Here is a 19,541-nt window from a genome sequence, read left to right on the forward strand (position 1 = left end):
GGCACTCCCCCAAGCTCTTCGAGCAGGGGGTACCCCCAGAGCACGCACCGGACGCCGCTCCTTCACGGGCAAACGTTGCCTGCCGCGGCACTAGTCACCACTACGGCTGTTTGCGCAGCCGCCGGTCCAGGGCCATCGACACCTCCGCCTCCACCACGCTCTTGGCCAGCGGCCGCAGCCGCTTCAGGTCGTCCTCGGGACCGTGACGCAGGATCAGGGCGGTGAAGAGCTCGGCGAGGGCGTCGGCGTGTTCGCGGACACGGCGGCCGGCTTCGAGGACTTCGGCGAGGGGGATGCCCTCGCGGACCAGGGCGGCGGAGACGTCCAGCAGCCGGCGGCTGATGTGGACGAGCTCGTCGCCGTCGGTGCCCAGGTAGCCGAGTTCCATGGCGGCGGCCAGGTTCTCGGCGGTGACCTCGCCCGCGAAGTGGTCGGCGAGTTCCTCGGGGGTCAGGCGGACCGGGGTCTCCTCGGTGGGGGCGCCGAGGCCCAGCAGGTCGCCGACGTCGCGGCCGTGGTCGAAGGCTTCGGCCAGTTCGGCGACGCCGTTGAGGGTGTGACCGCGTTCCAGCAGCGCCGAGATCGTGCGCAGGCGGGCCAGGTGGTGGTCGTCGTACCAGGCGATACGGCCCTCGCGGCGCGGTGGCGGGATCAGTTTGCGCTCGCGGTAGAAGCGCAGGGTGCGCACGGTGATACCGGCCAGCCTGGCCAGCTCCTCCATGCGGTACTCGCGTCGGCCGCCGCGTGCTCCACCTTCTCCTGCCACGGGAGCAGCCTATGTTGTACCGGCGGTAACTTTTCCTCTGCCGCCCCCTACCGGTCGGTACGGACCTCCTCTACTCTCCCCATTGCGCCAGTGTTCACTGGCAGAGTCGCTGAAGGCTGCACGCGGGTCGCTGTACGCGAGTCATGGGAGGGGCGCTCAATGGCCGAGCACGAACACGAGCACGAATACCGGCATGTGCGGGTGGCGGTGATCGGGTCCGGCTTCGGCGGACTGGGCGCCGCCGTGCGGCTGCGCCGGGAGGGCATCACCGACTTCGTCGTGCTGGAGCGGGCCGGCGGCGTCGGCGGCACCTGGCGCGACAACAGCTATCCGGGATGCGCCTGCGACGTGCCCTCGCACCTGTATTCGTTCTCGTTCGCGCCCAACCCCGACTGGCCGCGCACCTTCTCCGGGCAGGAGCACATCCGCGCCTACCTGGAACACGTCACGGACGTCTTCGGCCTCCGCCCGCACCTGCGCCTCCACTCCGAGGTCACGAGGATGACCTGGGACGCCGAGAAGCTGCGCTGGGACATCGAGACCACGAGCGGGAACCTGTCGGCCGACGTCGTGGTCGGCGCGACCGGGCCGCTGTCCGAACCGAAGGTCCCGGACATACCGGGGCTCGACTCCTTCCCCGGCAAGGTCTTCCACTCCGCCCGCTGGGAGCACGACCACGACCTCGCGGGCAAGCGGGTCGCCGTGGTCGGCACCGGAGCCTCCGCGATCCAGATCGTGCCGTCCATCCAGCCCGAGGTCGCCCGGCTCACCCTCTTCCAGCGCACCCCGCCGTGGGTGATGCCCCGCGTCGACCGCGAGATCAGCGGCGTCGAGCGCCGGATGCACCGTGCGCTGCCGCTGACCGCGCAACTGCGCCGCGGACTGCTGTGGGGCATCCGGGAGTTGCAGGTCCAGGCGTTCACCAGGCATCCGGGCCAGCTCGGTTTCGTGGAGCGGCTGGCCCGGCTCAACATGTCCCGCGCCATCAAGGACCCGGACCTGCGGGCCAAGCTCACCCCCGACTACCGCATCGGCTGCAAGCGGATACTGCTGTCCAGCACGTACTATCCGGCACTCGCGCAGGACAACGTGGACGTCGTCGCCAGCGGACTGAGCGAGGTCCGCGGGTCGACCGTCGTCGCCGCCGACGGCACCGAGGCCGAGGTGGACGCGATCGTCTTCGGCACCGGCTTCCACGTCACCGACATGCCGATCGCCGCGCGGGTCGTCGGCGCGGACGGCCGTACGCTCGCCGAGAGCTGGAAGGACGGCATGGCCGCGCTGCGCGGGGCGTCCGCGGCCGGCTTCCCGAACTGGATGACGATCATCGGCCCCAACACCGGCCTCGGGAACTCCTCGATGATCCTGATGATCGAGTCCCAGCTGAACTACCTGGCCGACTACCTGCGCCAACTGCGCGTCCTCGGCGGCCGGGTCGCCCTCGACGCCCGGCCCAGCGCCGTGAACGCCTGGAACCGCAAGGTGCAGGAGCGCATGAAGCGCACGGTGTGGAACACCGGTGGCTGCACCAGCTGGTACCTGGACGCGGGCGGCCGCAACACCACCGTCTGGCCCGGTACGACCACCGAGTTCCGGCAGGCCACACGGCGGGTGGATCTCGCGGAGTACCAGGTCCTCCGGGCACCCGGATCCCAAGGCGGGGCCGGTCGGACCCCGGCGCGGCGGCCCGTGGAGGTGGACGCGTGAGCCGTCCCGCCCGCCGGGCGGCCGGGGGCCGTCCGGAAGACCACGCTGCCACGGATTCGTACGCCGCTCCCGTCCCCGCCCGCGAACTCACCGCCGTCTCCGCCGACGGGGCCCGGCTGCACGTCGAGGTGCACGGGCCGGTGGGCGAACCCGCTGCCCCGGCCGTCGTCCTCGCCCATGGCTGGACCTGCTCCACCGCCTTCTGGGCCGCGCAGATCCGGGATCTGGCCACCGACCACCGCGTCATCGCCTACGACCAGCGCGGCCACGGACGCAGCCCGGCGAGCCGGAGATACGGCACCGATGCGCTCGCCGACGACCTCGAAGCCGTGCTCGCGGCGACGCTCGCGCCCGGCGAGAAGGCGGTGGTCGCGGGACACTCGATGGGCGGGATGACGGTGATGGCCGCGGCCGGCCGGCCCGGCTTCCAGGAACACGCGGCGGCCGTTCTGCTGTGCAGTACGGGCAGTTCACGGCTGGTCGCCCGGTCGACCGTCGTACCGATCCGGGCCGGCCGGCCGCGTACCTGGCTGACCCGGCGCGTCCTCGGCTCCCGGGCGCCGCTCGGGCCGGTCACTCCGCTCGCCCGGCGGATCCTCAAGTACGCCACGATGGGCCCCGGTTCGGCGCCGCACATGGTCGAGGCGTGCGCACGGATCGTGCACGCCTGTCCGCGCCGGGTGCGCCACGCCTGGTCGCAGGTGCTGGACCGGCTCGATCTCGACGACCATGTAAGGCAGTTGAGGGTGCCGGTGGCGGTCGTCGCGGGCACGGCCGACCGGCTGACCCCGCCGGGGCACGCGCGGGCGCTGGCCGCCGCGCTGCCCGACTGCCTCGGCCTGACCGAGCTTCCGGGGCTCGGCCACATGACGCCGGTGGAGGCGCCCGGGCTGGTCACCGGGAAGATACGGGAACTCGTCACCGGTCACGTCCCCGGTCAGGCCACCGGCCGTGGAAGCGCACACGAGCAGCACGACGACGCACGGATCAGGGAGGGCGCATGAGCAGGGTGAGCCTGGAGGGGCAGGTCGCGGTCGTCACGGGGGCCGCGCGGGGCGTCGGCGAACTACTCGCCCGCAAACTGTCCGCGCGGGGCGCGAAGATCGCGCTGGTCGGCCTGGAGCCGGACCTGCTCGAACAAGTCGGCAAGCGGCTGCACGGCGAGAGCGCCCACTGGCATGCCGACGTCACCGACCACGAGGCGATGGCCCGGGTCGCGGCGGAGGTCGAGGAGCGGTTCGGCAGGGTCGACATCGTGGTCGCCAACGCGGGTGTGGCGAGCGGCGGTCCGTTCGCCGACTCCGACCCCGACTCCTGGCGGCGGGTGATCGAGGTCAACCTCATCGGATCGGCGGTCACCGGGCGGGCGTTCCTGCCGGCGCTCACCGCGAGCCGCGGCTACCTGCTCCAGATCGCCTCGCTCGCCGCCCTCACCCCGGCGCCGATGATGACGGCGTACTGCGCCTCCAAGTCCGGTGTGGAGGCGTACGCGCACAGCCTGCGGGCCGAAGTCGGCCACCGGGGCGTGCGGGTGGGCGTCGCCTACCTGTCGTGGACCGACACCGACATGGTGCGCGGTGCCGATCAGGACGACGTCATGCGGGAGTTGAGGCAGCGGCTGCCGTGGCCGGCCGGCCGGACCTATCCGCTGGGGCCGGCGGTGGACCGGATCGTGGCCGGGATCGAGCGGCGCGCCGCCCATGTGTACGGGCAGTGGTGGCTGCGCGGGATGCAGGGCGTGCGCGGGTGGCTGCCGGGCGTCGTGGGGACCGTGGGGCAGCGCGAGGTACGGCGCTTCGCGGACCGGCTGTCGGGGGTGCGGACCGGGCTGGTCGGAGCGGGTGGCGCGGCCGACGAGCGGCACCGATCCGCACCGGCTACGCAACGTCACTGATCGACATGCGCAGGGTCACCGCCCGTGTGAATCTGGTCGAGGCCGATCCCCTAGCCCACTTGGGGATCCCACTCACCCAACACGGGAGTGAACAGCATGGGTATGAAGGACAAGTACCAGGACCCGTCCGAGCAGCGGCAGCAGCAGGGCCGGCAGCGCCCCGGCGAGCGGCCCGGCGAGGGCCGTGAGAAGGCCGGGCAGCGCCCGTCCCAGCCGCGCGAGCGTGGGCGTCAGGACACCCACGACACGCCGGACGAGATGGAAGACCGCCTCAACCAGGACTACGACCGCTAACCACGGCCCGTAGTCAGCGTTGTTGCTGCGCTCGGCCTCGGCCGTGACGGTGTGGGGTGTCCCGGATGCCGGGGCACCCCACGTCCGTGCTGTGGTGCCGGGGTCGGGTCGCTCAGCGGCACGCAAGTCCGGCCGCTCGGCAGTGCGCAAGTCCGGCCGTGTGGGACGGACACCGCGGGTCCGGCCGCGCAAGTCCGGCCGCACAAGTCCGGCGAGCGTGACCTGTCGCTCAAGTCCCGTCGCTCAGCGACGCGGAGGCAGCTTCGGCCGCGAACGGTCGGGTACGTCGCGGTAGTCCGGCGGGATCGCCGCCGGGTTGGCGGCCAGGAGTTCCAGGGCCAGTTCGATCGCGTCGTCCATCTCGACGTGGCGGCCCTCTGCCCAGTCCAGGGGGGTGCGCAGGCTCTCCACGTCGGGGGTGACGCCGTGGTTCTCGACGGACCAGCCGTAGGCGTCGAACCAGGCCGCGTTCATCGGCACCGTGATCACCGTGCCGTCACCGAGGCGGTGCCGGCCAGTCATGCCGACCACCCCGCCCCAAGTGCGTTGGCCGACCACGGGCCCCAGCTTGAGCAGTTTGAAGGCGGCCGTGATCATGTCGCCGTCGGACGAGGTCGCCTCGTCGGCGAGGGCCACGACGGGCCCGCGGGGAGCGTCGGAGGTGTACGACACCGGCTGGGCGTTGCGGGTCAGGTCCCAGCCGAGGATGGTGCGGGTCAGCTTCTCGATGACCAACTCGCTGATGTGACCGCCCGCGTTGCCGCGGACGTCGACGATCAGCGCGGGCCGGGACACCTCCATGCGCAGGTCCCGGTTGAACTGCGCCCAGCCGGAGCCGCCCATGTCGGGGATGTGCAGGTAGCCGCATCGGCCGCCGCTCAACTCCCGTACGACGGCCCGGCGTTTGGCCACCCAGTCCTGGTAGCGCAGCGGGCGCTCGTCGACCAGTGGCACGACGGCGACCCGGCGCGGCGGTCCCTGGCCCTCCGCGGGGGAGAACGTCAGCTCCACCGTCGTGCCGCCCGTTCCCGCGAGCAGCGGGTAGGGGCCCGTCACCGGATCCACCGGGCGCCCGTCGACGTGGGTGAGCACCGCGCCCTCGCGGATGCCCGCGCCGGCCAGCGGGGAGCGGGCCTTGGAGTCGGAGGAGTCGCCGGGCAGGATCCGCCGGACGACCCAACGGCCGTCATGGCACATCAGGTTGGCGCCGAGCAGCCCCTGAAGGCGCTGGTAGTGCGCGGGGCCCTCGTTGCGGCGGGCGGGGGAGACGTAGGCGTGGGAGGTGCCCAGTTCGCCGAGGACCTCGCGCAGCAGGTCGGCGAACTCGTCCGGGGACGCGACGCGTTCGACCAGCGGGCGGTACTGCGCGAGCACCGCGTCCCAGTCGATGCCGCACATGTCCGGCTCCCAGAAGTAGGCGCGGATCAACCTGCCCGCCTCCTCGTACGACTGGCGCCACTCGGCGGCCGGGTCGACCACGTGCAGGATCCGGCGCAGATCGATCCAGGTCGTCGTGTCGCTGTCGCCGATCTCGGTGGACGGCACCGCGCGCAGGTCGCCCTCGTCGACGACGACCAGCCGGGTGCCGTCGCCGCTGACCGCGAACCAGTCCAGGTGACCGACGAGTTCGTACTTCTTGGCCTTGCTGATGTTGAAGTGCTCCAGCGTCGGCCGGCCGGTGGTGTCGTCCGGGTTGACGAACGTCTCGCCCAGGGCGCCGGAGATCGGCCAGCGCAGCCAGACCAGGCCGCCGCCGGTGACCGGGTGCAGCGCCGAGTACTTGGAGGCGATGACCGGGAACGGGGTGACTCGGTTCGCCAGGCCCTCGACCTCCACGGTCACCGCGCCGGACTCGCCGGTCTCCTCGTCCTCGACGGGGTCCAGACCGCCTGCCGCCGGCCGCCCCTCGGGGTTCAGCGCGAAGGGGGACGGGGTCGCGGAGGACAGCGGAACGAGGTACGGCTTGCAGCCGAGCGGGAAGGACAGGTCGCCGGTGTGCACGTCGTACACCGGGTCGAAGCCGCGCCAGGACAGGAAGGCCAGATACCGGCCGTCCCGGGTGAACACCGGGTTCTCGTCCTCGAAGCGGCCGTTGGTGACGTCGACGATCAGGCGGTCCTGGATCCGCGCCATCCTGATCTGCCGCAGCGAACGCCCGACCCCGGGATGCGACCAGGTCAGCCATGCCCCGTCGGGCGAGAACGCCAGGTCCCGCACGGGCCCGTTCACGGACCGCACCAACTCGGTGAGACGGTCGGCCGAACCGCCCGTCGCGTCGGGGGCGGTCGGACCTTCCGTCGCACCGGGCGCACCGGTCGCACCGGCGTCCGCGGGGCCCTTGGCAGTATCCGGACCGGCGGAGGTCTCCCCGCTCGGCGAGGCGCCCGCGGCCGCCTCCGGCCCCTCCGCCCCCTCGGCCGCCTCCGCCGTCTCCCCCTCGTTCACGTCGCTTACATCGCTTACGTCGAGCAGCAGCAGGCGGCCGTCGTGGGAGGCGAGGGCCAGTCGTTCGCCGGCGGGGTCGGAGGCCGTCTCCAGAACGCGGCCGAGGCGGCCGGAGGCGAGCCGGCGCAGCGGGCGGGTGCCGCTGGCCCGGGGCAGGTGGGTGATCTCGACGGCGTCCTCGCCGTCCGCGTCGGTGACGTAGGCGACCTGGCCGGTCTCGCCGAGCATCTCCGGCAGCCGGATGCGCACACCGGGTGTGTCGATGAGGGTGCGGGCGGGGCCGTCGCGGTGGGTCAGCCAGTGCAGGGACCCGCGTACGACGACCGCGCTGGCCCGGCCCGTCTCGTCGACGGAGATGCCGTCGACGTGCTGGGCGGCCGGCACCTGGTAGAGGCGGCGGCCCGCCTGCGGCCCGCTCGGCCGCACCTCGAGCCGGCGCGGGACCGAGTCCGCGGACAGGTCGTCCATGATCCACAGGTCGCCCGCGCACTGGCACACCACCCGCGTGCCGTCGCTGGAGGCGTGCCGGGCGTAGAAGGCGTCGTGGTCCGTGTGCCGGCGCAGGTCGGAGCCGTCGGGGGCGCAGGAGTAGAGGTTGCCGACACCCTCGTGGTCGGAGAGGAAGGCGATCCGGCCGCCGACGAACATCGGGCAGGCCAGATGTCCGCCGATGTCGGCGAGCAGCCGCTGTCCGTGCAGCCACAGCCGGCCCGTCGCGCCGCCCCGGTACCGCTTCCAGGAGGCCGGTTCGTGCGGCGGCGTTCCGGTCAGCAGCAGGGTCTTGTGGCCGCCGGCCACGTCGGCGACCTGGAGGTCGGAGACCGGCCCCCAGGGCAGCTTGCGGCCGGGGGAGCCGTCGGTGCCGACCTTGTAGGCCCAGGTGAAGTAGGAGAACGGCTCGCCGTGGGAGGTGACGGCGAGGATGTCGGTGCGGCCGTGTTCGTCGGGCGGCGCCCATCCGCACACCCGGGTGTCGGTGCTGCCCCAGTAGGTCAGCTGGCGGGCCGGTCCGCCGTCCACCGCGACCAGGTGGATCTCGGGCACCAGACTGCGCCAGCTCGTGTACGCGATGTGCCGCCCGTCGGGGGAGAAGCGGGGAGGGCCGACCTTCGTGCGGTCCACCGTGAGGCGCCAGGCACGGCCCGCTCCGTCGAGCGGCGCCAGCCAGAGGTCGTCCTCGGCCACGAAGCACAGCAGGTCGCCGCTGAGGTGCGGCAGGCGCAGATAGCTCACGTTCCCATGCTTTGCCCGGGTATGGGCCGCAGCAACTTATGCCGAACCGACAGTCGTGACCCAGGACACGTGCGAAACGGTTTCGTTTCGTTAGAGGGGTGCGCTACCTTCTTCGTGTACGAAACGGTGTCGTTCCAAGCGGGAAGGCGGCAGACATGGCCGAGGTCGCGACCGGGCGCCGCAGCCGCATCACGCCCGAGCGTGAGGCGGAGCTGTACGCCGCGGTGCTCGACCTGCTCCGCGAGGTCGGCTACGACTCCCTCACCATGGACGCCGTCGCCGCCCGCACCCGGTCCAGCAAGGCCACCCTCTACCGCCAGTGGGGCGGGAAGGCCGAGCTCGTCGTGGGGGCCATGCGGCACGGCAAGCCGGTGCGGCTCGACACGATCGACACCGGAACGCTCCGCACCGACCTGCACGCCCTCGTCACCCGCGAGGACGACTGCGTCATGGAACAGAACTCCGCGCTGATGCGGGCCCTGGCCATGGCGATGCACACCAACCCGGACCTCAGACAGGCCTTCCGGGAGCAGCTCATCGAACCGGAGATGGCCGAGTTCCGCGCACTGCTGCAACGCGCCGTCGACCGGGGCGAGATCCGGGCGGACTGCCCGGCGCTGGACTTCGTGGTGCACATGCTGGCCGGCGGCTTCGTCGTCCGGGCGCTCATCGAGGCCCAGCCGCCGACCCAGGCCTTCCTGCATTCGTACATCGACGCCGTGGTCCTCCCCGCCCTCGGCGTACCGACCTCCTGACACCTCTCCCCAGCAAGCCCACTCTCTGACGTCACCGCTCACGTCGTCGGGCTGATCACCCCTGCCCACAACCACCCCCACGACATGACCGGGAGTACGTCAACGTGGCCACGTTCCTCTACAGACTCGGCCGCCTCGCCTTCCGGCGACGGCACTTCGTCGCCCTGATCTGGCTGGCACTGCTGACCCTGGCGGGCGTCGGCGCCGTTTCCGCGCCGACCGCCGGAAATACCTCCTTCTCCATCCCGGGCACCGAGGCGCAGAAGGCCTTCGACCTGCTGGAACAGCGCTTCCCGGGGGCGAGCGCCGACGGGGCCACCGCCCGCGTGGTGTTCAAGGCGCCGAGCGGCGAGAAGATGACGGACGCCGGGAACAAGGCGACCGTCGAGAAGACGGTCGAGGACCTGTCCCACGGCTCCGAGGTGGCCTCCGTAGCCGACCCCTACACCGGAAGGGCCGTCAGCCAGGACGGCACGATCGCCTACGCGTCGGTGCGGTACAAGGTCTCCGGCATGGAGCTGGAGGACTCCTCGCGCACCGCCCTGAACGAGGCCGCGCAGCAGGCGCGGGACGCCGGGCTGACCGTGGAGATCGGCGGCGACGCCCTCCAGACCGCGCCGCAGACCGGCGCGAGCGAGGTCATCGGCATCGCGGTCGCGGCCGTCGTGCTCGTCATCACCTTCGGCTCGCTTCTCGCGGCCGGACTTCCGCTGCTGACCGCGCTCGTCGGCGTCGGCATCGGAGTCTCGACGATCACCGCCCTCGCCCACACCCTGGACCTGGGCTCCACCACCTCCATCCTGGCCACGATGATCGGCCTCGCGGTCGGCATCGACTACGCCCTGTTCATCGTCTCCCGCTACCGCGCCGAACTCGCCGAGGGCCGTGAGCGCGAGGAGGCGGCCGGACGGGCCGTCGGCACCGCGGGCTCCGCGGTGGTCTTCGCCGGGCTGACGGTCGTGATCGCCCTGGTGGGCCTGTCCGTGGTCAACATCCCGATGCTGACGAAGATGGGCCTGGCGGCGGCAGGCACGGTCGTCATTGCCGTCCTCATCGCGCTGACGATGATCCCGGCCCTGCTGGGCTTCGCGGGCCGCAAGGTCAAGCCGACCGGCGCGAAGAGCGGGCTGCTCCGCCGCGGGCGCCCCGCGCGGCAGCCGGACCGGCCCAACATGGGCACCCGCTGGGCGAGCTTCGTCGTCCGCCGCCCGGTCGCCGTGCTGCTGCTCGGCGTGCTCGGCCTGGGCGCCGCCGCGATCCCGGCCGCCTCCCTCGAACTGGGCCTGCCGGACGACGGCTCCCAGCCCGTCTCCACCACCCAGCGCCGCGCCTACGACCTGCTCTCGGAGGGCTTCGGCCCCGGCTTCAACGGCCCGCTGATGGTCGTGGTCGACGCCAAGGACAGCGCCGACCCCAAGGCGTCCTTCACCAAGGTCACGGAAGAGATCAAGGGTCTCAAGAACGTCGTCACGGTGACGGAGGCGCAGCCCAACAAGGCCGGCGACACCGCGACCGTGACCGTCGTCCCCGACTCCAAGCCGTCCTCCACCGCCACCGAGGACCTGGTGCACGCCATCCGCGGCGCGGGCGGCGACATCGAGGCGAAGACCGACGCGAAGGTTCTGGTCACCGGCTCCACGGCGATGAACATCGACGTCTCGCAGAAGCTCAACGACGCGCTGCTGCCGTATCTGGCGCTGGTGGTCGGCCTGGCCTTCCTGCTGCTGATCGTGATCTTCCGCTCGGTCCTGGTCCCGCTCAAGGCGGCGCTCGGCTTCCTGCTGTCGGTGCTGGCGGCGCTCGGCGCGGTGGTCGCGGTCTTCCAGTGGGGCTGGCTGTCGGGCCTGATGAACGTGGAGGAGACCGGCCCGGTGATGTCGATGATGCCGATCTTCATGGTGGGCGTCGTCTTCGGCCTCGCGATGGACTACGAGGTGTTCCTCGTCACCCGCATGCGCGAGGCGTACGTCCACGGGGAGAAGCCGGGCCAGGCCGTGGTGACCGGGTTCCGGCACGGCGCACGGGTGGTGACGGCCGCCGCGGTCATCATGATCGCCGTCTTCTCCGGCTTCATCGGCTCCAGCGAGTCGATGGTCAAGATGATCGGCTTCGGGCTGGCGATTGCGGTGTTCTTCGACGCGTTCATCGTGCGCATGGCGATCGTGCCGGCCGTACTGGCCCTGCTGGGCCGCCGGGCCTGGTGGCTGCCCGGCTGGCTGGAGCGCGCCCTGCCCGACGTGGACGTGGAGGGCACGGCCCTGCACGCCGAGCAGCCGCGGCACGCCGACCCGGACGAGCAGCGGGAACTCGTACAGGTGTGAGCTCGTAGCTCACCGGAGGGACCGGCCGGTGAGGGTGCCGTGGGGACGGCGCACCCTCACCGGCCTCGGCCGTGTTCGGCCGTGTTCGACAGCCTCGTCCACCACGTGGGAATTCTTTCGTGATGTCCGTAACCGGCAGCTAGCCTGCCGTTCATGACGACGACATCCGAGTCAGGAGCCCACCCCCGTTTCGCCGACGCCCTGCGTGAGTTGGGGCTCGACGAGCTGATCCCCGAGGTCCGCAGGTTTCCCGAGGCGACCAGGACCGCCGCCGAGGCCGCGGCGGCCGTCGGCTGCGAGCTGAGCCAGATCTGCAAGTCGCTGATCTTCGCCGTCGACGGCGAGCCGGTGCTGGTGCTCATGGACGGTGCCTCCAGGGTGGACGTCGAGCGTGTCCGGGAGGAACTGGGCGCCGAGAAGGTCACACGGGCCAAGGCGGATGTCGTGCGGGAGGCGACCGGGTACGCCATCGGCGGCGTACCGCCCTTCGGGCACCGGACCCGGACCCGCGTGCTCGCCGACCGGTCGCTGCTGGACCACGACGTCATCTGGGCGGCCGCCGGAACCCCGTACACCGTCTTCCCCATGGCACCCGGGGCGCTGGTCGCCCAGGCCGGGGGCGTCCTCGTGGACGTGCGCGAGCGCACCTCGTGACGCCGGCGGTCACCGCGGCCGTCCTGCTCGCCGCGGTCACGCACGCCAGCTGGAACGCGATCGCCCACCGCATCACCGACAAACTGACCGGGTTCACCCTGATCGCGGGCGGCGGCCTGCTGATCGGGCTGGCCATGGCGCCGTTCGCCGCGCTCCCGGCCCGCGGCGCGTGGCCGTACCTGCTCGTCTCGGCCGCGATCCACGTCGTGTACTACGCCCTGCTGATGAAGTCCTTCCGGCTCGGCGACTTCGGGCAGGCCTATCCGATCGCGCGCGGCACCGCCCCGCTCGTCGTCACCGTGCTCGCCGCCGTCTTCGCGCACGAGGTGCCCGGCGGCTGGGCGGCCGCGGGCATCGCCGTGTCCTGCGCCGGCCTGACCGGTGTCGCCCTGTGGGGTCTGCGCGGCCGCCGGCCCGACTGGGCGGCGATCGGCGCCGCCCTTGCGACCGGACTGGCCATCGCGGCGTACACGGTCCTCGACGGGCTCGGGGTGCGGGCCTCCGGGTCGTCCCTCGGGTACATCGCCTGGCTGATGGCGATCCAGGGCGTGGTGATCCCGGCGTACGCGGTGTGGCACTGGCGCGGGCGCACGGTCGCCGCGCTGCGGCCGTACGCCGCGGTGGGGCTGCTCGGGGCGGCGCTGTCCGTGGCGGCGTACGCGCTGGTGCTGTGGGCGCAGACGAAAGCGGAACTCGCGCCGATCGCCGCGCTGCGGGAGTCGTCGATCATCGTGGGCGCCGCGATCGGCGCCGTCTTCTTCAAGGAGCGCTTCGGGGCGCCGCGCATCGCGGCCGCCGGACTGCTGGTGGTCGGCATCGGGCTGATGCTGCACACCGGCTAGCGCGGATTCCTTGGCCGGCGCGGACTCCTTGGGTGCGCGGGCGGCGGCCGAGGGGCACCCTGGAAGGAGGTGTTCCGGAGGTGACCGTCATGATGAAGACCGTTGTGGGATGGCACATCGAGCTGGAGTTCCAGGAGGACGGGCAGCACACCCGGGCGGCGGCGCTGGTCCGCTTGCCCGACGGCAGCGAGGTCCGGGCCCACGGCAGGGCCAGCCGCCACCACACCGACTCCGATCAGCCGCGGGTCGGCGAGGAGATCGCCGGCGCGAGGGCCCTGAACGAACTCGCCATGCAGCTCCTGACCAAGGCGCACGGCGAGATCGACCAGGCGTCGGGCCGCACGTCGCAGCCCATCCACGTCTGAACTCCCACAGGGAGCGCTACGCCAGGGACGTGCGCAGCGCGTGGACCAGGGCCTGAGCCCTGGGGTCCGCCGTCACATTGGGGTGGAAGCCGTTGGTGACGTAGGCGAAGGCGATGGCCGAGTCCGGGTCGGCGAAGGCCAGGGCGCCACCGCGACCGGGGTGGCCGAAGGAGCCGGGGCCCAGCAGCGGGGACGCCGGGCTGTGCAGCATGTGGCCGAGGCCGAAGCGGGTGGGGGCGACCAGCACGCGGTCGGGCCCGGCGGAGTGCTCCGTGCGGGCCAGCTCCATGGTCTGCGGGGTGAACAGGCGGCTGCCGCCGTCCACCTCGCCGACCAGCGCCGCGTAGAAGCGGGCCAGACCGTCGGCCGTGGCGATGCCGTTGGACGCGGGCAGGACCGCCGCGCGGTAGGCGGGGTCGTTCTCGTCCGGCAGCGGGGTGATCGCCGCGAACGCCCGCCGGGTCAGCGACTCCGGGTCGGCGTACGCCTCGGCCACGGACCGCTTGGGGCGGGTGCGCAGGCCCGACGCGGAAGGCGGCGGCTCCACCTGGCCCACCCGGCCCACGCGCCCGGCCTCGTCGGCCGGCAGCCCCACCCACAGGTCGGCCCCCACCGGGCCGGCCACCTCGCGCGCTATCCACTCGCCGATCGTGCGGCCCGTGACGCGCCGCACCAGCTCGCCGGTCAGCCAGCTGTACGTTTGCGCGTGGTAGCCGTGGTCCGTGCCCGGCTCCCAGACCGGCGCCTGCGCGGCGACCGCCTCGGCACCCAGCGCCGGATCGGCGGCCTGCTCCGGTGTCAGCGGCCGGTCGAGGACGGGGACGCCCGCGCGGTGGGCGAGCAGGTCGCGGACCCGGGTCCGCTCCTTGCCCGCGGCCTTGAACTCGGGCCAGTACGTTCCCACCGGCGCGTCCAGGTCCAGCTCCCCGCGCTGGTGCAGCAGCAGGAGCACGGCGGCGGCGACGCCCTTGGTCGCCGAGCGCACGATCTGAGCGGTGCCCCGCTCCCAGGGCGCCGAGTCCGCCGTACCGTCGACGTCCCGCGTCCCCGCCCACAGGTCCACGACCCTGTGCCCGTCCCGGTACACGGCGACCGCCGCGCCCCGCTCGCCCCGCAGCGCGAAGTTCGCCGCGAACGCCTCCCCGACCGGCTCGAAGCCCTCGGCCACTGTGCCGTGCACGTCCACGTCCGCCACTCCTTCCGCTCTTCGCCTGCGACAGTGGGTGCAACCGGCGGTCCCGGCCTGCGATTCCTGCGACCGGTCGGCTTGGCGCGATCGTTATGTCGACGCTGCCCGCGCGTCTGCCGTCTGCCCGTCCCGACGTGTCAGGCGCCCATCGTCACGGACCGCGGGTCGAAGCCGAAGGGCAGCTCCAGGCGGTGGGCGCGCATCAGGGCGTCGTCGGAGAGCAGTTCGCCGGTCGGTCCGTCCGCCGCGATCACGCCGTCGCTCAGGACGAGCGAGCGCGGGCACAACTCCAGCGCGTACGGCAGGTCGTGGGTGACCATGAGCACGGTCACGTCCAACGAGCGCAGGATGTCGGCCAGTTCACGGCGCGAGGCGGGGTCGAGGTTGGACGAGGGCTCGTCCAGGACCAGGATCTCCGGCTCCATGGCGAGGACGGTCGCCACCGCGACCCGGCGGCGCTGGCCGAAGGAGAGGTGGTGCGGCGGGCGGTCGGCGAAGTCCCGCATGCCGACCCGCTCCAGGGCCGTGGTGACCCGCGCCTCCAGCTCCGGCCCCTTGAGTCCGGCCGCCGCGGGCCCGAAGGCCACGTCCTCCCGCACGGTCGGCATGAACAACTGGTCGTCCGGGTCCTGGAAGACGATGCCGACCTTCTGCCGGATCTCGGCCATGTGCTTCCTGCCGACCGGCAGCCCGGCGACCGTCACCGTCCCGGTACCCCCGCTCAGGATGCCGTTCAGATGCAGCACGAGGGTGGTCTTCCCGGCGCCGTTGGGGCCGAGCAGGGCGACCCGCTCGCCGCGCCCGATGGCGAAGTCGACACCGAACAGGGCCTGGTGGCCGTCGGGGTAGGCGAAGGCGAGGCCGGAGACCTCCAGAGAAGCTGTCATAGGACCCATCCCAGCAGACAGACGACGAGGGCCGTGCCCGGGAGGGCCAGGGCGTACGACCACTGCGCCCGGGACGCGGTCACCTCGTCGATGACCGGCATCGAACCGGCGTAGCCCCGGCTCACCATGGCCAGGTGCACCCGCTCCCCGCGCTCGTAGGAGCGGATGAACAGCGCGCCCGCGGACTTGGCGAGCACGCCCCAGTGCCGGATCCCGCGCGCCTCGAACCCGCGTGACTCACGGGCGATCCGCATCCGCCGCATCTCGTCGGCGATGACGTCGCCGTAGCGGATCATGAAGGAGGCGATCTGCACCAGCAGCGGCGGCAGCTTCAGGCGTTGCAGGCCCAGCAGCAGTTCGCGCAGCTCCGTCGTGCTCGCCAGCAGCACGGACGCGGCGACGCCGAGGGTGCCCTTGGCGAGCACGTTCCAGGCGCCCCACAGCCCGTTCACGCTCAGCGACATCCCGAGGACGTCCACCCGCTCGCCCTGGGCCACGAACGGCATGAGCACCGCGAAGGCGACGAACGGGACCTCGATCAGCAGCCGCTTGAGCAGGAAGCCGGCGGGCACGCGGGCCGCGGAGGCGACGGCGGCGAGCAGGACGGCGTACACGGCGAACGCCCACATCGCCTCCCGCGGGGTCGACACCACGACCACGACGAAGGCGAAGGCCGCTGCCAGTTTGGTGTGCGGCGGCAGCGCGTGCACGGGGGAGTGCCCGTGCCGGTACAGCCGGTGCGCGTGGCCCGCCCCCATGTCAGGCGGCCTGGGAGGAGGGGGCGGACGGCTCGGCGGCCGTACGGCGCCTGCGAACCACCCAGAAGACCGTGCTGCCCGCGACGACGGTCGTCCCGACGCCGATCACGCCCGCGAGCCCGCCGGACAGCCGGGCGTCGGAGACGTCCTTGACGCCGTAGTCGGCGAGCGGGGAGCCGGACGAGGCGTGCCGCTCCTCCTTCTGGTCGATGCCCTGGTCGTGGGCGACCTTCTCCAGACCGTCGGGGTTGGCCGAGGCGTAGAAGCTCACGAACCCGGCGAGGACGAGGGAGGTGACCAGGCCGGTGATCCACAGCTTGCGGTGGGACCGGGCGGCGGCGGGCACGGGCGCCGGCTCGGCCGCGGGGGCGTCGACGAGCTCGCCGTTCACCCGCAGCTTCAGGCGCTGCTCCAGGCCGCGCGCGCCGTACACCAGGTCCGGGCGTACGGCGATGACGGCGCCGACGGTCAGCGCGGTGATCGCGGCCTCGCCGATGCCGATGAGGACGTGCACGCCGATCATGGCGGTGGCGACCTTGCCGATCGCCACGTCGGTGGTGCCGCCGACCGCGTAGATCAGCGTGAAGGCGACGGCGGCGGCCGGGACGGAGACGAGCGCGGCGGCGAAGGAGGCCGCGGTGACCGAGCGACGGCGCCGCGGGAGCACCTTCACCAGTCCGCGGAAGACGGCGTAGGCCACCACCGTCGTGACGATCGCCATGTCGGTGATGTTGACGCCGAGCGCGGTCAGGCCGCCGTCGGCGAAGAGGATGCCCTGCATGAGCAGGACGACACTGACGCACAGGACCCCGGTGAAGGGGCCCACGAGTATCGCGGCCAGTGCCCCGCCGAGGAGGTGGCCGCTGGTGCCGGCCGCGACGGGGAAGTTCAGCATCTGCACGGCGAAGATGAACGCCGCGACGAGACCGGCCAGCGGCGCGGTCCGTTCGTCGAGTTCCCGGCGCGCACCGCGCAGGCTCACCGCGACGGCGCCGGCGGCGACGACTCCGGTGGCTACGGAGATGGGGGCGTTGATGAATCCGTCAGGCACATGCACCGTTCGATGATAGAGGCTTGTTGCGAACCTCTTGCAAGAGCGAGGGTCTCGTGGATGTGTGCCGTTTCCCGGATGTTCGAGAAGCGGAATCCTGGAAATATGCGACATTGGAGGGGAAGCGGATGTTCAGCCCTCGCATACGTCACACAGCGTTAGGGGTCGTCCGATGTCGGTAGTCGAACAGCACGCACGAGCCCACATCCTCAGGGACGACGTCCCCGAGGACGTCGGGGCCGTCCCGGTCGTCCTGCGCTACGACCCCCTTCAGGATCCGCGCGTCGTGCAGGTGGACCTGCCCGGCCCGCACGAGTGGACCTTCCCCCGGTCACTGCTCGAACAGGGGCTGCTCGCCCCGGTCGGCAGCGGTGACGTGCGGGTGTGGCCCTGCGGCCGGGTGCAGGCCGTGATCGAGTTCCACTCCGCGCGCGGAGTCTCGGTGGTGCAGCTCGAGACGAAGACACTGCTCAGGTTCCTGCGGCGGACCTACCGGGCGGCGGCGTCACCGGCGGTGGTCGCCCACGGGTGACGACTCGCGGGTGATGCCAACCGCCGGTGACGCGGGTCCGCCGGTGACGTGGGTCCGCCGGTGACGTGGGTCCGCCGGTGACGTGGGTCCGCCGGTGACGCCGGCCGCCGGTGATGTGCGCGGCCGTCGTCAGTTCTCGGTGCCCGGCCGTCGTCAGTTTCCCGCCTTCAGCAGGGACGCCACTATCGGACCGGCCGTGTCGCCGCCGTGGCCGCCCGCCTGGACGACACCCGCGGCCGCGAGGTCGCCGCGGTAGGCGGTGAACCAGCCGTTGGCCTTCTTCTGGTTGTCGACCTCGGCGGAGCCCGTCTTCGCGCCGTAGTCCGGGCCGAGTCCGGCCATGGCCTCGGCGGCCGTGCCGTACGCGGCGGTGTACTGCATCACCTCGCGCAGTTGGGACAGGGTGGAGGCGGACATCGTCCGGGAGGCGATGGCCAGCTTGCGGTTGTCGACGGACGGGGAGACCAGGTAGGGCTGGTGGAAGACGCCCGCCTTGACCGTCGAGGCCACCGACGCCATGTTCAGCGGGTTCATTCGGACCCCGCCCTGCCCGATGAGCGAGGCGCCCATCGGGGCCGCCGACTGCACCGGGACCGCGCCGTCGAAGGTCGGTACTCCGACCGCCCAGTTGTCCAGCCCCAGGCCGAAGACCTGCTGGGCCTGCTGGGTCAGGTCGGAGTTCTTGAGCTTCGGCGCCTGGCTGATGAAGGCCGTGTTGCAGGAGCGGGCGAAGCTCGCCTTGAAGGTGCCGTTCTTGATCTCGAACTTCTTGTCGTTCTGGAACTTCCAGCCGCCGTAGGTGAAGGTCTTCGGGCAGGGGTGCGGCTTGTCGGCCGAGGCCAGCTTCTTCTCGAAGAGCAGCGACGAGGTGATGACCTTCATCGTGGAGCCGGGGGCGAGGGAACCCTGGAAGGCGATGTTGAAGCCGTGGTTGGAGTTCGCCACCGCGAGGATCTCGCCGGTCGACGGACGCATCACGACCACCGAGGCCCGCTCGGTCTTCGACACCTCCTTCTCGGCCGCCGTCTGGAGGGACGGGCTCAGCGTCGTCTTCACCGTGCCCGGCTTGCCCTTGCTCAGCTCGACGAGCGTCTTGTCGGACAGCTCCGCCTTCTTCGACGCCTTGCCGCGGATCACGCGCAGCTCCACGCCCGCGCTGCCCCCGGCCGTCTCGCCGTACTTCTCGCGCAGCCCGTCCAGGACGGGACCCAGCGACGGGTACTTGGTGGTGGTCATCTCGTCGCCGCCCCGGTCCAGGGCCTTGACCGGCGGGGTGCCGGCCTCGCCGGTGACGAGGGAGTCGCCGTCCTTCAGCTCGGGGTGGACGACGGAGGAGTGCCAGTCCACGACCGGCTTGCCGTCTGCGCCGCCCCGGACGACGGTCAGCGCGCTGTCGTACGCCAGCGGCTTGGTCAGGCCCTTGTACGACACCGTGGCCTTCACGGAGAACGGCACCTTGCCGCCCGCGGCGGTGCCCGCGGTCAGGGTGACGTCCTTCAGGTGCGCGTCCTTGGCGTAGCCGGTCAGCAGGGCGGTGGCCGCCGCGGTGTCGTTGGTCGCGGCGGCCGCCACGGCGGGGTTGCCCTGTTGCCAGGCCGCCAGGAACCCCTCGGCCGCGGTCCGCACCTCGGCCGCCGACAGCGGGCCGGTCTTCTTCTCCGCCTCACCGTGGCCGGCCGCGGTCTGCTTCCCGTCGTCGGCCGCCGAATCGCCCCCGTACATCGCGTAGGCGCCGATGCCCGCCCCGACGACGACCACGGCGATCACCCCGCCGACCACGGCCGGAGTCGTCTTCCGTCGCTCGGCGACGCGCCTTCTCTTGCCCACTGCCTTCCGTCCTCCGCCAGT

The 19,541-nt window shown here is 72.2% G+C and carries 17 protein-coding genes; 10 read left to right on the top strand and 7 right to left on the bottom strand.

Annotated features, from left to right (window positions below):
• Nucleotides 1-100 precede the first annotated feature (100 nt).
• Nucleotides 101-721 (bottom strand): MerR family transcriptional regulator, encoded by a 621-nt coding sequence (locus tag ACWEK3_RS15940; protein ID WP_450546599.1) that lies wholly within the window; start codon nt 719-721, stop codon nt 101-103.
• 204 nt (nt 722-925) lie between these two features.
• Between ACWEK3_RS15940 and ACWEK3_RS15945 the strand changes: the two genes are divergently transcribed.
• From ACWEK3_RS15945 to ACWEK3_RS15960, 4 genes are all read left to right on the top strand, one after another.
• On the top strand, nt 926-2,473 hold the full coding sequence (locus ACWEK3_RS15945; RefSeq protein WP_453249912.1) for a flavin-containing monooxygenase: 1,548 nt from the start codon (nt 926-928) through the stop codon (nt 2,471-2,473).
• Entirely contained in the window at nt 2,470-3,477 is a 1,008-nt protein-coding gene (locus tag ACWEK3_RS15950) for an alpha/beta fold hydrolase (protein ID WP_453249913.1), read from the top strand. Before ACWEK3_RS15945 ends, ACWEK3_RS15950 begins: the two co-directional genes overlap by 4 nt.
• On the top strand, nt 3,474-4,367 hold the full coding sequence (locus ACWEK3_RS15955) for an SDR family oxidoreductase (protein WP_450546595.1): 894 nt from the start codon (nt 3,474-3,476) through the stop codon (nt 4,365-4,367). Before ACWEK3_RS15950 ends, ACWEK3_RS15955 begins: the two co-directional genes overlap by 4 nt.
• Nucleotides 4,368-4,463: 96 nt before the next feature.
• The gene (locus ACWEK3_RS15960) at nt 4,464-4,661 is read left to right on the top strand and encodes a hypothetical protein (protein ID WP_361411998.1); all 198 of its coding nucleotides are present in this window, start codon (nt 4,464-4,466) and stop codon (nt 4,659-4,661) included.
• A gap of 243 nt (nt 4,662-4,904) precedes the next feature.
• Here the strand turns inward: ACWEK3_RS15960 and ACWEK3_RS15965 are convergent, their stop codons facing one another.
• Nucleotides 4,905-8,339, bottom strand: coding sequence for a S41 family peptidase (locus ACWEK3_RS15965; RefSeq protein ID WP_453249914.1), 3,435 nt, complete (start codon nt 8,337-8,339; stop codon nt 4,905-4,907).
• A 155-nt stretch (nt 8,340-8,494) separates the two neighbouring features.
• Between ACWEK3_RS15965 and ACWEK3_RS15970 the strand changes: the two genes are divergently transcribed.
• From ACWEK3_RS15970 to ACWEK3_RS15990, 5 genes are all read left to right on the top strand, one after another.
• Nucleotides 8,495-9,094, top strand: a complete 600-nt coding sequence (locus ACWEK3_RS15970) for a TetR/AcrR family transcriptional regulator (protein WP_390727563.1) — start codon at nt 8,495-8,497, stop codon at nt 9,092-9,094.
• 104 nt (nt 9,095-9,198) lie between these two features.
• Nucleotides 9,199-11,415 carry an MMPL family transporter gene (locus ACWEK3_RS15975; RefSeq protein WP_453249915.1) on the top strand — a complete coding sequence of 739 codons (2,217 nt, stop codon included), beginning with the start codon at nt 9,199-9,201 and terminating at the stop codon, nt 11,413-11,415.
• Between the two features lie 153 nt (nt 11,416-11,568).
• Nucleotides 11,569-12,069, top strand: coding sequence for a YbaK/EbsC family protein (locus tag ACWEK3_RS15980; protein ID WP_384082210.1), 501 nt, complete (start codon nt 11,569-11,571; stop codon nt 12,067-12,069).
• Nucleotides 12,066-12,911: a DMT family transporter gene (locus tag ACWEK3_RS15985; RefSeq protein ID WP_450546592.1), complete on the top strand. Its 846-nt coding sequence runs from the start codon at nt 12,066-12,068 to the stop codon at nt 12,909-12,911. Before ACWEK3_RS15980 ends, ACWEK3_RS15985 begins: the two co-directional genes overlap by 4 nt.
• 89 nt (nt 12,912-13,000) lie before the next feature.
• Entirely contained in the window at nt 13,001-13,276 is a 276-nt protein-coding gene (locus tag ACWEK3_RS15990; protein WP_225074761.1) for a DUF1876 domain-containing protein, read from the top strand.
• Between the two features lie 16 nt (nt 13,277-13,292).
• Here ACWEK3_RS15990 and ACWEK3_RS15995 read toward each other — a convergent pair whose 3' ends face one another.
• From ACWEK3_RS15995 to ACWEK3_RS16010, 4 genes are all read right to left on the bottom strand, one after another.
• A complete protein-coding gene (locus ACWEK3_RS15995) occupies nt 13,293-14,462 on the bottom strand; it encodes a serine hydrolase domain-containing protein (RefSeq protein WP_450546591.1) in 1,170 nt (389 codons plus the stop codon).
• 140 nt (nt 14,463-14,602) lie between these two features.
• Nucleotides 14,603-15,352, bottom strand: coding sequence for an energy-coupling factor ABC transporter ATP-binding protein (locus tag ACWEK3_RS16000; protein WP_361411952.1), 750 nt, complete (start codon nt 15,350-15,352; stop codon nt 14,603-14,605).
• Nucleotides 15,349-16,110: a cobalt ECF transporter T component CbiQ gene (cbiQ, locus tag ACWEK3_RS16005; RefSeq protein WP_450546589.1), complete on the bottom strand. Its 762-nt coding sequence runs from the start codon at nt 16,108-16,110 to the stop codon at nt 15,349-15,351. Before cbiQ ends, ACWEK3_RS16000 begins: the two co-directional genes overlap by 4 nt.
• Nucleotide 16,111: 1 nt before the next feature.
• The gene (locus ACWEK3_RS16010) at nt 16,112-17,167 is read right to left on the bottom strand and encodes an energy-coupling factor ABC transporter permease (RefSeq protein ID WP_390726829.1); all 1,056 of its coding nucleotides are present in this window, start codon (nt 17,165-17,167) and stop codon (nt 16,112-16,114) included.
• 166 nt (nt 17,168-17,333) lie between these two features.
• Here ACWEK3_RS16010 and ACWEK3_RS16015 point away from each other — a divergent pair, with 166 nt between their 5' ends.
• Nucleotides 17,334-17,693 carry an SsgA family sporulation/cell division regulator gene (locus ACWEK3_RS16015; protein WP_453249916.1) on the top strand — a complete coding sequence of 120 codons (360 nt, stop codon included), beginning with the start codon at nt 17,334-17,336 and terminating at the stop codon, nt 17,691-17,693.
• Between the two features lie 153 nt (nt 17,694-17,846).
• On the opposite strand, the gene ACWEK3_RS16020 is transcribed toward ACWEK3_RS16015, so the two are convergent.
• On the bottom strand, nt 17,847-19,520 hold the full coding sequence (locus ACWEK3_RS16020; RefSeq protein ID WP_453249917.1) for a penicillin-binding transpeptidase domain-containing protein: 1,674 nt from the start codon (nt 19,518-19,520) through the stop codon (nt 17,847-17,849).
• Nucleotides 19,521-19,541 lie beyond the last annotated feature (21 nt).

It is taken from the genome of Streptomyces sp. NPDC004721 (assembly GCF_053601495.1).